14 protein-coding genes are annotated in these 13,779 nt (G+C 34.5%); 10 read left to right on the top strand and 4 right to left on the bottom strand.

Annotation, left to right across the window (positions count from 1 at the left end):
• Nucleotides 1-87 precede the first annotated feature (87 nt).
• From rpsL to HA144_RS08375, 7 genes are all read left to right on the top strand, one after another.
• Complete coding sequence (gene rpsL / locus HA144_RS08405) at nt 88-462, top strand: 30S ribosomal protein S12 (protein ID WP_025915119.1); 375 nt, start codon at nt 88-90, stop codon at nt 460-462.
• 25 nt (nt 463-487) lie between these two features.
• On the top strand, nt 488-958 hold the full coding sequence (rpsG, locus tag HA144_RS08400; protein ID WP_209043607.1) for a 30S ribosomal protein S7: 471 nt from the start codon (nt 488-490) through the stop codon (nt 956-958).
• A gap of 98 nt (nt 959-1,056) precedes the next feature.
• Nucleotides 1,057-3,132 carry an elongation factor G gene (fusA, locus tag HA144_RS08395; protein ID WP_209043606.1) on the top strand — a complete coding sequence of 692 codons (2,076 nt, stop codon included), beginning with the start codon at nt 1,057-1,059 and terminating at the stop codon, nt 3,130-3,132.
• 45 nt (nt 3,133-3,177) lie between these two features.
• Entirely contained in the window at nt 3,178-4,377 is a 1,200-nt protein-coding gene (tuf, locus tag HA144_RS08390; protein WP_002806605.1) for an elongation factor Tu, read from the top strand.
• Nucleotides 4,378-4,479: 102 nt separating this feature from the next.
• Nucleotides 4,480-4,800 (top strand): 30S ribosomal protein S10, encoded by a 321-nt coding sequence (rpsJ, locus tag HA144_RS08385; protein ID WP_209043605.1) that lies wholly within the window; start codon nt 4,480-4,482, stop codon nt 4,798-4,800.
• 55 nt (nt 4,801-4,855) lie between these two features.
• Nucleotides 4,856-5,512: an LON peptidase substrate-binding domain-containing protein gene (locus HA144_RS08380; protein ID WP_209043604.1), complete on the top strand. Its 657-nt coding sequence runs from the start codon at nt 4,856-4,858 to the stop codon at nt 5,510-5,512.
• Nucleotides 5,513-6,448 carry a methyltransferase domain-containing protein gene (locus HA144_RS08375; protein WP_209043603.1) on the top strand — a complete coding sequence of 312 codons (936 nt, stop codon included), beginning with the start codon at nt 5,513-5,515 and terminating at the stop codon, nt 6,446-6,448.
• A 1-nt stretch (nt 6,449) separates the two neighbouring features.
• On the opposite strand, the gene pheA is transcribed toward HA144_RS08375, so the two are convergent.
• On the bottom strand, nt 6,450-7,295 hold the full coding sequence (pheA, locus tag HA144_RS08370) for a prephenate dehydratase (RefSeq protein WP_209043602.1): 846 nt from the start codon (nt 7,293-7,295) through the stop codon (nt 6,450-6,452).
• A 50-nt stretch (nt 7,296-7,345) separates the two neighbouring features.
• Here pheA and HA144_RS08365 point away from each other — a divergent pair, with 50 nt between their 5' ends.
• Nucleotides 7,346-7,864 carry a DUF1997 domain-containing protein gene (locus HA144_RS08365; protein ID WP_209043601.1) on the top strand — a complete coding sequence of 173 codons (519 nt, stop codon included), beginning with the start codon at nt 7,346-7,348 and terminating at the stop codon, nt 7,862-7,864.
• On the opposite strand, the gene HA144_RS08360 is transcribed toward HA144_RS08365, so the two are convergent.
• Together HA144_RS08360 and HA144_RS08355 are read right to left on the bottom strand one after the other, a co-directional pair.
• On the bottom strand, nt 7,850-8,467 hold the full coding sequence (locus tag HA144_RS08360) for a ribonuclease HII (protein ID WP_209043600.1): 618 nt from the start codon (nt 8,465-8,467) through the stop codon (nt 7,850-7,852). The two genes, HA144_RS08365 and HA144_RS08360, sit on opposite strands and share 15 nt — an antisense overlap.
• Nucleotides 8,424-10,247, bottom strand: a complete 1,824-nt coding sequence (locus HA144_RS08355) for an Rne/Rng family ribonuclease (RefSeq protein WP_209043599.1) — start codon at nt 10,245-10,247, stop codon at nt 8,424-8,426. Before HA144_RS08355 ends, HA144_RS08360 begins: the two co-directional genes overlap by 44 nt.
• A gap of 296 nt (nt 10,248-10,543) precedes the next feature.
• Here HA144_RS08355 and HA144_RS08350 point away from each other — a divergent pair, with 296 nt between their 5' ends.
• Together HA144_RS08350 and clpS are read left to right on the top strand one after the other, a co-directional pair.
• The gene (locus HA144_RS08350; RefSeq protein ID WP_209043598.1) at nt 10,544-11,770 is read left to right on the top strand and encodes an LL-diaminopimelate aminotransferase; all 1,227 of its coding nucleotides are present in this window, start codon (nt 10,544-10,546) and stop codon (nt 11,768-11,770) included.
• A 32-nt stretch (nt 11,771-11,802) separates the two neighbouring features.
• On the top strand, nt 11,803-12,120 hold the full coding sequence (gene clpS, locus HA144_RS08345; RefSeq protein WP_209043597.1) for an ATP-dependent Clp protease adapter ClpS: 318 nt from the start codon (nt 11,803-11,805) through the stop codon (nt 12,118-12,120).
• A gap of 12 nt (nt 12,121-12,132) precedes the next feature.
• On the opposite strand, the gene HA144_RS08340 is transcribed toward clpS, so the two are convergent.
• A complete protein-coding gene (locus HA144_RS08340) occupies nt 12,133-13,755 on the bottom strand; it encodes a photosystem II high light acclimation radical SAM protein (RefSeq protein ID WP_209043596.1) in 1,623 nt (540 codons plus the stop codon).
• Between the last annotated feature and the right edge of the window lie 24 nt (nt 13,756-13,779).

Genomic DNA, 13,779 nt, shown 5'->3' with positions numbered 1-13,779 from the left:
ATTTTTAAAAAAATATGGTTAAAAACTTTTAGTTGGTGCTCGTAAAAGGTTATGATAGGTGAATCTTTATCTATCTAAATATTTTAGATGCCCACAATATCACAATTAATAGGCTCAGAAAGAAAACGTCTGACTAGAAAAACAAAATCTCCAGCCTTAAAAGCTTGCCCTGAGAGAAGAGGGGTATGTACAAGAGTTTATACATCAACACCCAAAAAACCTAATTCAGCTCTAAGAAAAGTTGCGAGGGTAAGATTAACTTCTGGTTTCGAAGTTACGGCTTATATCCCTGGAATTGGTCATAATTTGCAAGAACACTCTGTAGTTCTTTTAAGGGGTGGTAGAGTCAAAGATTTACCTGGAGTTAGATATCATATAATAAGAGGAACTTTAGATACTGCTGGAGTCAAAGATAGACGTCAATCCAGATCTAAGTACGGAGCAAAAGCCCCAAAAGATTAATTTGTAAACATCACTTTTAAAAAACATGTCACGTCGCAATGCAGCAGTAAAAAGACCAGTTCTTCCAGACCCTCAATTTAATAGCCGTCTAGCCTCAATGATGATTTCTAGGTTGATGAAACATGGTAAAAAATCAACTGCACAAAAGATTTTGTCAGATGCTTTTTCATTAATAAGCGAAAGAACTGGTGGTAACCCTGTGGAATTATTTGAAACAGCTGTCAAAAATGCTACTCCTCTTGTAGAGGTTAGGGCTAGAAGAGTCGGAGGAGCTACATATCAAGTACCGATGGAAGTTCGTCAAGAAAGAGGCACAGCAATGGCATTAAGATGGCTTGTTACGTTCTCTCGTGCAAGAAATGGTAAAAGTATGTCTCAAAAACTAGCTGGTGAATTGATGGATGCAGCAAATGAAACTGGAAGTTCAGTCAAAAAAAGAGAAGATACTCATAAAATGGCTGAAGCGAATAAAGCTTTTGCACATTACAGATATTAATTTCGTCAAAAAGGTACTTAAGTAGTTTATTATTATAAAAGTTTACTTTCAGTGTGAACTATAACTAACAAAAATTTTTTTTATTTGGAGTTTTAAAATTGGCACGCGACTTTCCCCTAGAACGAGTAAGAAACATAGGTATAGCCGCTCATATTGACGCAGGGAAGACAACAACTACCGAAAGAATTTTGTTCTATTCAGGTGTTGTTCACAAGATAGGTGAAGTTCATGATGGCGCTGCCGTAACAGATTGGATGGATCAAGAAAGAGAAAGAGGAATAACTATCACCGCAGCAGCAATATCAACAAGTTGGCAAGATCACAGAATTAATATTATAGATACTCCAGGACACGTTGATTTTACTATTGAAGTTGAAAGATCAATGCGAGTCTTAGATGGAGTAATTGCTGTTTTTTGTGCGGTAGGGGGAGTTCAACCTCAATCTGAAACTGTATGGCGCCAAGCAGATAGATATTCTGTTCCAAGGATGGTTTTTGTAAATAAAATGGACAGAACTGGAGCGGATTTCTTAAAAGTTAATAAGCAAATTAAAGATAGGCTTAAGGCAAATGCCCTTCCTATTCAGTTGCCTATTGGAGCCGAAGGAGATCTGACAGGCATTATTGATTTAGTTGCTAATAAAGCTTATCTTTACAAAAACGATTTAGGTACAGATATTGAAGAAGGATCGATCCCATCTGATATGGAGGGGCAAGTTGCTGAGTGGAGAAATAAGTTGATGGAAAGTGTTGCAGAAAATGATGAAGAATTAATAGAAATATTTCTTGAAACAGGAGAGTTATCTGAGGAGCAACTAAAAAAAGGAATAAGGGAAGGAGTTTTAAAACATGGGTTGGTTCCTGTGTTGTGTGGGTCAGCTTTCAAGAACAAAGGTGTACAACTAGTACTGGACGCAGTTGTTGATTACTTGCCTGCTCCTGTTGACGTGAAACCAATACAAGGTGTTCTCCCTAGTGGTAAAGAAGATGTTAGACCTTCAGATGATAATGCCCCTTTCAGTGCGTTGGCTTTTAAAGTGATGTCTGATCCTTATGGAAAATTAACATTTGTAAGAATGTATTCAGGTGTTCTTTCAAAGGGAAGTTATGTTATGAATTCTACTAAAGATGCTAAGGAGAGAATTTCTAGATTAGTAATTCTAAAAGCTGATGAAAGAGAAGAAGTTGATGAATTGAGAGCTGGAGATTTAGGCGCTGTGTTAGGTCTTAAAAATACAACTACTGGAGATACTTTATGTAATACAGAAGACCCTATAGTTTTAGAGACATTGTTTATCCCAGAACCAGTTATCTCTGTTGCTGTTGAGCCAAAAACCAAAGGAGATATGGAAAAATTATCAAAAGCTTTAACTGCTTTATCTGAAGAGGATCCAACCTTTAGAGTAAGTACTGATCCAGAGACTAATCAAACTGTGATTGCCGGTATGGGTGAGTTACATCTAGAGATTCTTGTTGACAGAATGTTAAGGGAATTCAAGGTTGAAGCAAATATTGGAGCTCCTCAGGTCTCTTATAGAGAGACTATTAGATCTAGTTCTAAAGGTGAAGGTAAATACGCTAGACAAACTGGAGGAAAAGGTCAATATGGTCACGTAATAATTGAGATGGAACCTGCTGAAGTTGGCAAAGGTTTTGAATTTGTTAACAAAATTGTTGGTGGAGCGGTCCCAAAAGAGTACATTGGTCCTGCTTCTAACGGTATGAAAGAAACCTGCGAATCTGGCGTTCTTGCCGGTTATCCACTCATTGATGTAAAAGTAACACTAGTCGATGGTTCATTCCACGATGTAGACTCATCTGAAATGGCCTTTAAAATTGCAGGTTCCATGGCTTTTAAAGATGGGGTTAAAAAATGCAATCCCGTTCTTTTAGAGCCTATGATGAAAGTTGAGGTCGAAAGTCCTGACGACTTTCTTGGATCTGTAATTGGTGATCTCTCTTCTAGAAGAGGTCAAGTAGAAGGACAATCTGTTGATGATGGATTGTCTAAGGTACAGGCCAAAGTGCCTCTAGCCGAAATGTTCGGTTATGCCACACAACTCCGATCAATGACTCAAGGTCGGGGTATATTTTCAATGGAGTTCGCAAATTATGAGGAAGTTCCTCGTAATGTTGCTGAAGCTATCATTTCCAAGAATCAGGGCAACTCCTGATCTCTAAACTAAAACACTCTTAAACCCTCGATTCTTTAATTCAAAATGGCTCGCGAGAAGTTCGAAAGAAACAAACCACATGTCAACATAGGTACTATCGGCCATGTTGATCATGGGAAAACAACACTTACTGCTGCTATTACAAACGTATTAGCAAAAAAAGGTCAAGCTCAGGCTCAAGACTATGGAGACATTGACGGTGCTCCAGAAGAAAGAGAGCGCGGTATTACTATTAATACAGCTCATGTCGAATATGAAACTGAAGGTAGACACTATGCTCATGTAGATTGTCCTGGACATGCTGATTATGTGAAAAACATGATCACAGGAGCTGCTCAAATGGACGGAGCTATCCTAGTTTGTGCAGCCACCGATGGCCCTATGGCGCAGACCAAAGAGCATATTCTTCTAGCTAAACAGGTTGGGGTTCCTGCTCTTGTAGTAGCTCTGAACAAATGCGACATGGTCGATGACGAAGAAATCATCGAACTTGTTGAGATGGAAATAAGAGAACTATTAGATAGTTATGACTTCCCTGGAGATGATATTCCTATTGTTCAAGTTTCAGGTTTAAAAGCTCTTGAAGGAGATTCTACTTGGGAATCAAAAATTGAAGAACTAATGAAAGCAGTAGACGCTAGCATTCCCGAACCAGAAAGAGAAGTTGATAAACCATTCTTGATGGCAGTTGAAGATGTTTTCTCAATTACTGGTAGAGGAACTGTAGCTACTGGTAGAATTGAGAGAGGAAAAGTTAAGGTTGGAGAAGAAGTTGAAATTGTTGGAATAAGAGATACAAGATTAACAACTGTTACTGGAGTTGAGATGTTCCGAAAACTTCTTGATGAAGGAATGGCTGGCGATAACGTTGGTTTACTGCTTCGTGGTGTTCAGAAAGAAGATATTGAAAGAGGAATGGTACTGGTTAAAAAAGGATCTATTACTCCTCATACACAATTTGAAGGAGAAGTTTATGTCCTCAAAAAAGAAGAGGGCGGCAGACATACTCCTTTCTTCGCAGGTTATAGACCGCAGTTTTATATCAGAACAACTGATGTGACAGGTCAAATTACAGCATTTACCTCTGATGATGGATCTAATGTGGAAATGGTTATGCCTGGAGATAGAATCAAGATGACTGGAGAATTAATTTGCCCAGTAGCTATCGAACAAGGTATGAGATTCGCAATCCGCGAAGGTGGACGTACTATTGGTGCAGGAGTTGTTTCTAAAATTCTTAAATAATATTTTTGAATTTTAAGAATTTAACCTCGATCATCTAATATACTTAAATTAATTAGGGTCATTGCTAATCATTGGCCCTAAATTATAAATTAATTTGGAATTATGACTGCAGCAATTGCACAACAAAAAATTAGAATAAGATTAAAAGCATTTGATAGAAGAATGCTAGATTTGTCTTGCGATAAAATAATTCAGACTGCTGATACCACTTCTGCTTCAGCAATAGGTCCAATACCTTTGCCTACAAAAAGAAAAATTTATTGTGTCCTTAGGTCACCACATGTTGATAAAGATTCTAGAGAGCATTTTGAAACAAGAACTCATCGAAGAATAATCGATATTTATAGTCCCTCAGCAAAGACAATTGATGCATTAATGAAGTTGGATCTCCCTAGTGGAGTAGATATAGAAGTTAAACTTTAAAATATCCCGAAAACAACTTAAATTGATTAATATGTAAAATATAAATGAGGTATTAATGGGAGAGCTCTCAGTAAGGGAATTACCTTTGTTTCCTTTGCCAGATGTAGTACTATTCCCACAAGAAATATTACCTTTACATATTTTCGAATCGAGATATAGGATCATGCTTCAGTCTGTTCTTGAAACAGACTCGATGTTTGGGGTTATAAAGTGGGATACAACATCTAAAACTATGGCTAAAGTTGGATGCTGTGCCCAAATAATAAAACATCAAACTTCTGAAGATGGTAGAAGTAATCTTATCACTATGGGACAACAAAGATTTCAAATTTTAGAAATCATTCGTTCAACCCCTTTTTATTCAGCAATGGTAACTTGGATAAGTGATGATCATGTTGAAAATCTTCAAAAACTCGATTCTCAAAAAGATTTAGTTAAAGAGGCACTTAGTGACGTAATTAATCTTACAAGCAAATTGACCAATACAAAGAAGAATCTGCCCGATAAATTACCAAATAATCCTATGGAATTATCATTTTGGATAGGGGCTCATTTGGGAGGACCTGTTGCTGAGGAGCAGCAAAGACTCCTTGAGGAAAGAGATACATACACTCGTTTGCAAAGAGAATATGAAATGCTTGATCATACAAGGAAGCAACTTGCTGCCAGAACAGCCCTAAAAGAAAGTTTTCCTGATATAAAAGAAAATTAAATGCTTGAATTTCTATTGCCTCTTTCTTTTCTGATTTTTTGCATATTAATATTATCTGTCGTTTGGAGAGTAAATGCGAGAAAATATATTTCTTCTGGTACAGTTGCATCTGCATATGATGCTTGGACACAGGATAAATTACTTGAGAGATTGTGGGGAGAGCATATACACTTAGGGTTTTATGCATCAGGGGGGGGTGATGTTGATTTTAGAGAGGCTAAAATCCAGTTTGTTCATAAATTAGTTAAATGGAGTGGCTTAGATAAATTGCCAAAAGGATCCAGAATACTCGATGTAGGTTGTGGAATAGGAGGAAGTTCTAGGATTCTTGCAAAATATTATGGTTTTAATGTTACTGGAATTACAATTAGTCCTGCTCAAGTGAAAAGAGCAAGAGAACTCACTCCTTCAGGGATTAATTGCAACTTCCAAGTTATGGATGCTTTAGATTTGAAATTTGAAGATGGTTCATTTGATGCGGTTTGGAGTGTTGAGGCTGGAGCACACATGAATAATAAAACTAAGTTTGCAGATGAAATGTTGAGAACTTTGAGGCCTGGAGGGTATTTGGCATTGGCTGATTGGAACTCAAGGGATCTCAGAGCATACCCCCCAACTTTTTTTGAAAAGTTGGTGCTTAATCAATTACTTGAACAATGGGTACATCCTAATTTTATTAGCATTAACGAGTTCAGTAATATTCTTAGAACTAATAAATATAGTTCAGGTAAAGTGATTTCCGGAAATTGGAATACCTATACAAACCCTTCATGGTACGATTCCATCATTGAAGGTTTTCGAAGACCTCTAGTAATTTTGTCTCTTGGCCCATTAGCGATACTAAAATCCATAAGAGAGATCCCGACTATACTTCTTATGAATTGGGCATTTAGAAAAGGTTTAATGGAGTTTGGAGTTTATAAATGTAGAGGATAAATCAATTTAGTTCAATATTTTCTGAAAAATAATTGCCAAAATCTACAAAATTTTTGCAAAGTGGTTGAAGATCATTTTTTAATTCAATAAAACGTCCAATATTGTTTTCTTTATTTAATTCTAAATCAACATAAATGATATATTCTCCTAACTCTCTTTTTGAAGGTCTTGATTCAATCTTACTCATATTAAATCCATAATCTGCAATATATTTTATAGATTCAAGTAAAGCACCAGGTTTATTTGAGATTAATGAGAAAGCAAAACTCGCAATATTTGCTGAATTAAGATTAATCTCTTTGCTTAGTAAGACAAATCTAGTGCAATTTCCTGGAACATCATTAATAGGAAAGGCTAATTCCTTAAGACCTTCAATTTCAATTAATGATTTTGAACCAATTGCTGCTCTAAATTTACTCCCTTTCACCATACTAACTGCTTCCGAGGTTGACTTTGTTGGAAGAGGGATAGCATTGGGAAGATTGTCAGATAACCATTCTGAACATTGAGCTAATGCTTGAGGATGAGATAATACTTCAGATATGATTGAAAGTTCACCATCACTAATTAATGCATGTTTGATGGGTAACACAATCGCTTTGTTAATATATATATCAGGAAATTTCCATAGGGCATCAAGAGTAGCTGTAACTCCGCCTTCTACAGAATTTTCAATGGGTACTACAGCAGCATCACAATTGTTGTAGGCTATCGATTTAATAACCGAATGTAACCCATTACATGGTACAAATATAGGTGTCTGAAAATTGGCAAGCTTTGATAATATGTGAGCTGCTTTTTCTGCGTATGTCCCTTTAGGACCTAAATATGCAACTTGTTTGCGCATGATTAATAGTAAGAAAAAAAGAGATCAAATAAGCATTGGAGGAAATAAAAATGATGCTGTCTTTTGATGCTAAGCAGAAATTAAAGCTTTCTGTAACACGAAATAAAGAATATCTCTCTAAGTATCTTAAGGAAGAAGAAAGAGTCGTTGGAGCAATGCTGGACTCCAAAAAATTAGTCCCTGAAGGAGAGGGTAGATATAAGTATACAGTAACAAGTTTTAAGGTTTTTCAATTAGATATTAACCCTGTTGTTTCAATCGCGGTAGAGAATAAAGATGGAATTTTAAGAATGAGCGCTCTTGAGAGCAGATTGGATGGTTTAGGAATGATAGATGACTTTAATCTTGTTTTGAAAGCTAATTTGGAAGCAACTGATCTTGGATTAGAAGGAGAGGCGCTGTTAGGGGTATCTGTGAGCCAACCCCCTCTTTTGAAGTTAGTACCAAAGAAAATTTTGGAATCTACTGGCCATTCGGTTTTAAATGGAATTTTGTTGGGTATCAAGTCGAGAGTTCAACAGCAATTAGTTAAAGATTTTTTAGATTGGTGTAAGTTAAATAAGATTTGATTTTTGTAAAAAACTTTTCCTATGAAGATTAGTTATTCCATTTTCTTTGATAATTGAAAGATGCTCCTTCGTCCCATAACCTTTATTTTTAAATAAAAGGTATCCTGAGTATTTCTTTCCTAACCTTTCCATTAGATTATCCCGAGAGACTTTTGCAACTATACTTGCTGAAGCTATGGCGGTAAATTTGGAATCTCCCGATACTATATTTCTTTGCATTCCTTCCCAGGGCCTTAATAATAATGGCCCGTCAATTATTATTTCAGCTGGTTTCTTTTTTAGTTTTTTTAAAGCTCTAATCATTGAAAGTTCTGTAGCTGCTCTGATGCCAAGATGATCTATTTCTCTGGCAGAAGATTGCCCAATTCCATAATCTGAAGAAAGTAATAAAATTTTCGGTAAAAGTGATTGTCTTTTTTTTTGAGTTAATTTTTTACTATCTATTACACCTAATTTTTTTAGGATAGATTTATTTTTTTTAGTTAAAACTACAACTGCCGAAAAAACTGGACCAAAAACTGCTCCCTTGCCAACTTCATCTATTCCAGTTTCGGATACTTTATTCAATAATTGCAGAGGATCTTCTTCTTTTTTTTCTTGCATTGTTAATCTCATCTGTAAGTTCAATTTCGTTCTTCTTTTCTGATAATATAATTTCTTTATTCTTATTAGTTTTTGTTGTTGATGAATCTTTTGAATTAGGATTTGCTTCAAAATGAATTTCAATATCTTCTGAGTCTTTAGATTTTGAGATTTTTTTTACTTTTTTTGATGTTGTTTTTTTGTTATTCGAAGTTCTTTCTCTTTCATTACTACTGTCCTTTAAATTTACAAAATTATTGCTATTGAGATATTCTTTCCCTAACTTTATTAGTGGATTTATACCTAATTGACTGAAAACAATTTTTTCATCATCAGTAAGATCAACTGTTATTATTTTTTTTTCTTTTGAATTTAATGTACTTGAATCATCATTTTCATTTTCTCTTTTATTAGAAGAATCATCCTTACTAAGGTTCTTAGAATTAAGTAATCCCTTCTCAATTGTTTTTTCATATTTATCATTTGATTGGGAAGTTTCTATATCTAGGGTTTTTATAATGTTTGATTGTTTAGTTTTTTCTTCAAAGTTTTTAATTTTTTGATTAGAAACTTCAAAATTCAATAGATTCTCTATATGGCCTGTGCCATTGCATGCAGAACATTTTTTTCCGAATAATTCATATATATTTTGGCCTTGTCTTTTTCTTGTTAACTCAACTAAACCTAATTCAGTCAGCTGAGCTATCTGAGGCCTAGCTGAATCATCTTTTATTGCTGAAGTAAAATGCTCAAGTAATTGGAATTGATCTCTTCTAGATTCCATATCAATAAAGTCTACTACTATAACTCCACCAATATTTCTTAATTTCATTTGTCTTGAGATCTCTACTGCTGCTTCGCAATTAGTCCACAAAACTGTTTGTCGGGAGTTGGCAGATCTTGTAAATGATCCAGAATTAACATCAATTACTGTAAGAGCTTCAGTTGGCTCAATTATTATATATCCGCCTGAAGGAAGTTCCACTCTAGTTTCAAGAGCTTTCTGAATAGTTTTTTTTATTTCGTACTTTTCTAGAATATGTTGGTTTAAATCGTTATCGTGAAATTCAATATCCACATTAGATTCACATTTAATTAAAAAATCTTTTGCTCTTTTAACTGAAAATTCACTATCGATAATTATACTTTTAGTTGATAACTTAACATGATCCCTCAAAATCTTAAGAGAGAAATCATCATCTCTTTTTATTAATTTTGGTGGATTAGAGGACTCTGAAACTTTTAAAATCTCTTCCCATTGTTGAATTAAATTTTCTAAATCTTCAATGAGTAGTTCCTCTTTTATCTTTTCTGCTTCTGTTCTAAATAGTAAACCTGTGCTTGGTGGTTTTATTAATACCCCAAGAGCCTTTAAACGATTTCTTTCAGTTTCTGTATTTATTTTTCTGGAAATATTCACTCCTTGACCATGTGGCTGTAATATCAAATATTTCCCGGGTATTGAAATACTTCCTGAAAGTCTAGGACCTTTAGATCCTGTAGGTTCTTTTATTACTTGTACTAGAACTTTTTGTTTTGGTTCTAGTAATTCAGTTATTCCTAAGTTTCCTTTTTTGAGCCTTAATGGGCCAAGATCTGATACATGGATGAACCCATTCTTATCACTTTCTCCAATGTTTATGAAAGCGGCATCAATGCCTGGAAGAACATTTTCAACTGAACCTAAAAAAATATCGCCAATTTGATATTGACCTTGCGCGACTATTAATTCATCAACTCGATCATCTGTGAGGAGTGCTGCAATTCGAGCCTGCTCGGCGATGACAATTTGTTGAGACATATAATTAATTCTTAAGTGGTTTGAACTATGAAAATCATCTTAATAAGTAATTAAATTTTTCTCTTGTAAAAAAGAAATTGTTTATGGCTATTATTTTTTAGTTTTTAAATTAAGATTAATAGCAATTTAATTATGCTAAGTATTAAGCTTTAGACGACTTTCAAAATATTTGAAATTGAATTCATAGCTATGATTATCTCTTGATTTAATCATAACTACAATAATATTAACATCTAATCACCACTAAAGCACGTTGATCCATTATCCTTGTATTGTTTAAATTCTTTATATCTAAAGTGGTTCAAGTAAACGAAAATTATTTAAAACTCAAAGCAGGCTATTTATTCCCTGAAATTGCTAAAAGGGTAAAGATATATTCTCAATCAAATAAGAGTGCTGAAATTATTAAGCTTGGAATAGGAGATGTTACAGAACCATTACCAAGAGCATGCATAGAAGCTATGGGTAAAGCTTTAGATGACATGGGAACAATAAACGGTTTCAGAGGTTATGGACCAGAACAAGGTTATTCTTGGCTGAGAGAAAAAATATCTGAGCATGATTTTATTTCTCGTGGCTGTCAAATTTTACCTGAAGAAATATTTGTTTCTGATGGTTCGAAATGCGATAGTAGCAATATTTTAGATATCCTTGGCAAGGATAATTCAATTGCTGTAACAGATCCTGTTTATCCTGTTTATGTAGATAGTAACGTCATGACAGGCAGAACTGGAGAAGCTTTCGAAGATGGTACTTATCAAGGGTTAACATATCTAGCAATAAATGAGGGGAACAACTTTTTGCCAAAACTACCTGAAAAAAAAGTTGATATTTTATATCTTTGCTTTCCAAATAATCCGACTGGAGCAACTATCACAAAAGAAGAATTGAAAAAGTGGGTTGACTATGCCCTTCAAAACAAATCTCTGATACTTTTTGATGCAGCTTATGAAGCATTTATACAAGATAATGATATTCCACATTCAATATATGAGATTGAGGGGGCAAAGGATTGTGCTATTGAATTTAGATCTTTTTCAAAGAATGCAGGATTCACTGGAGTCAGATGTGCTTTTACAGTAATACCTAAGGATCTCAAAGGTTTGAGTTCAACAAATGAGGAAATAGAATTATGGCCTCTATGGAATAGGCGACAATCTACAAAATTCAATGGCGTAAGTTATGTAGTTCAGAAAGGTGCAGAGGCTGTTTATTCTCCTGAAGGGAAAAAACAGGTGAAAGGTTTAATTGATTTTTATATGGAAAATGCAAAAATCATGAAAAATAAACTTCAGAATTCAGGATATAAAGTTTACGGTGGGGACAATGCTCCTTATATCTGGATTAAAGTTCCAGATCAAATGACATCTTGGGACTTTTTTGATTTCCTTCTCCAAAAAGTTAGTGTAGTGGGAACACCTGGGAGCGGATTTGGATTAGCAGGAGAGGGTTATTTTCGCTTGTCAGCCTTCAACTCACGATCAAACGTCCTTGATGCAATGGAAAGAATAATTAATATATAATTATTAGTACAAATTAAACACTAATAAATTTAATGCTATCTATAAAGTTAGAACAAATTGCAAATAATAATTCAGCAGTGATTGAAAAGAAACCTGCTGAATTAAAAAATAAATCTCCAAAATATAAGGTTTTACTTCATAATGACCCAGTAAATTCTATGGAGTATGTCACTATTTCACTGCGAGAAGTTGTTCCTCAATTAAGTGAACAAGATGCTATTGCAATAATGCTTGAAGCACACAATACGGGCGTGGGTTTAGTAATTGTTTGTGATTTAGAGCCAGCAGAATTCTACTCAGAATCATTAAAATCTAAAGGAATTTCTAGTTCAATTGAGAAAGAGGATTAATAACGGTTGAATTTATAATTTAGAGAAAGCTAATTTCCTTTCTGATAAAGGACGGACTTTTAGGGATTCTTTTAAGGAAGACTTTCCGTATTCTCTCTCAAGAATGTCAATAACTGTTTTGCCAAATTCGTCTTCTTGATTATCAAAAGCCTCTAAGCAAACCTGACCAAGTTTTTCTCCTAAAGATCCTGGATTCCATAGAAGTTTTCTCGCTGTCCAGGGCATCATGCTCATTGGATTATAATTTGGCTTCAAAATTTTATGCTCCAAAGCGTACTTCTCAAGAAGAGTATGAGGTTGCAAACCTATAAAGAATATAGCTGGATCAACTAAGCCTTTACCAAAAATATTTTCTAATTCTCTATGGTAGGCAATTGTTTGTCTTATGGTGCTGGGCGTTTCATCAAAAACATTAAATGAATAATTGACTGAAACATGATTCTTGAAACCTGATTTGACTAGCATTCTGCAATTATTTAATACAGTTTCAAGGTCATACGCTAATCTCATTTTTCTAACAAGTTCTTGAGATCCCGAAGTGATACCTATTTCAAAATAGCTCATACCTGTATCAACCATAAGCTGAGCTAACTCAGCATCGATATTATCTGCTCTGATGTATGCAGCCCAATTAATATCGTCCCAGCCTTGGTCCTTAATTGCTTGCAAAAGTGTCTTTGCATCTTCAATATGTTTTTTCGCTGGAATAAACTGTGCATCTGTGAACCAAAATCCCCTTACTCCAAGATCATATAATTGTTTCATTTCTTTGATTACTTCCTTAACAGGATTAATGCGAACCTGCTTCCCCTCCACAACTGTGTAAATACAGAAACAACAATTATGAGGACAACCTCTTTTTGTTTGCACCCCTACGTAATAATCGCCACCTTCTATGTACCAATCGAATTCAGGCCATATTGATTTAATATATTTATAGTTGCAGGCAGTTTTAACAGTGCCTGAAGGTTGTTCATGTATTAATTTGTTCCGAGGTTTTTGTCCAGCAATGTAACATCTTTCTTCTTCTATTGAATCTCCTCTAATGATTTTTTCTATGAGATTCTCTCCCTCTCCAACTGAAATAACAGTTCCTTTTGGGAGTAGATTTCCCAATTGTTCATAGAAGACACTAACAGCCCCACCTCCTAGAATTACTTTTACATTTTTATTGTATTTTTGTGCTCTTTTTAGTCCCATCTTGACTAAAGAAGTATTTCTATATATTTCTCCATAATGAGATGCAATTAATTTTAATCCTCCCCAGGAACCTCTAATTTTTTTAAGAATATTTTTTGAGTAGAAAACCTCAAAAGAGTTTTGTAGGGGATTTCCACTTCTACCATCAACAGGTGCATAAATTTGTATATCTCTCCATGAAAAAATGATTAGATGCGGTCTAAATTGATCAATTTTTCTAGCTAAATATTTGGAAACTTTATTAGATGGAATTATTGCTAGATCAATGAATTGCTGTTCTAAACCTGGAAAACATTTATGAATATGGTCTGCTAAATAAATAGGCCCTATTGGAAATATTGGATTACAAGGAAGTCTTACAGTAAGAATTTTTTCAAAATCCTTTCTGTGGAAATTTTTTTTATCTAATTTTTTTAACTCAAAATTAAAATTCATTTCATGAAATTCTAATTAATTTCT

This window comes from Prochlorococcus marinus XMU1404, from assembly GCF_017696175.1.
Taxonomy (GTDB): Bacteria; Cyanobacteriota; Cyanobacteriia; order PCC-6307; family Cyanobiaceae; genus Prochlorococcus_A; species Prochlorococcus_A marinus_X.
Note: the sequence above shows the minus strand (reverse complement) of the source record. Positions and strands in the feature narration are given on the sequence as shown.

Coding starts and splice junctions, on each gene's coding strand:
- rpsL (WP_025915119.1), top strand. CDS start 88: ATGCCCACAATATCACAATTAATAGGCTCAGAAAGAAAACGTCTGACT.
- rpsG (WP_209043607.1), top strand. CDS start 488: ATGTCACGTCGCAATGCAGCAGTAAAAAGACCAGTTCTTCCAGACCCT.
- tuf (WP_002806605.1), top strand. CDS start 3,178: ATGGCTCGCGAGAAGTTCGAAAGAAACAAACCACATGTCAACATAGGT.
- rpsJ (WP_209043605.1), top strand. CDS start 4,480: ATGACTGCAGCAATTGCACAACAAAAAATTAGAATAAGATTAAAAGCA.
- HA144_RS08380 (WP_209043604.1), top strand. CDS start 4,856: ATGGGAGAGCTCTCAGTAAGGGAATTACCTTTGTTTCCTTTGCCAGAT.
- HA144_RS08375 (WP_209043603.1), top strand. CDS start 5,513: ATGCTTGAATTTCTATTGCCTCTTTCTTTTCTGATTTTTTGCATATTA.
- pheA (WP_209043602.1), bottom strand. CDS start 7,295: ATGCGCAAACAAGTTGCATATTTAGGTCCTAAAGGGACATACGCAGAA.
- HA144_RS08365 (WP_209043601.1), top strand. CDS start 7,346: ATGATGCTGTCTTTTGATGCTAAGCAGAAATTAAAGCTTTCTGTAACA.
- HA144_RS08360 (WP_209043600.1), bottom strand. CDS start 8,467: ATGCAAGAAAAAAAAGAAGAAGATCCTCTGCAATTATTGAATAAAGTA.
- HA144_RS08355 (WP_209043599.1), bottom strand. CDS start 10,247: ATGTCTCAACAAATTGTCATCGCCGAGCAGGCTCGAATTGCAGCACTC.
- clpS (WP_209043597.1), top strand. CDS start 11,803: ATGCTATCTATAAAGTTAGAACAAATTGCAAATAATAATTCAGCAGTG.
- HA144_RS08340 (WP_209043596.1), bottom strand. CDS start 13,755: ATGAATTTTAATTTTGAGTTAAAAAAATTAGATAAAAAAAATTTCCAC.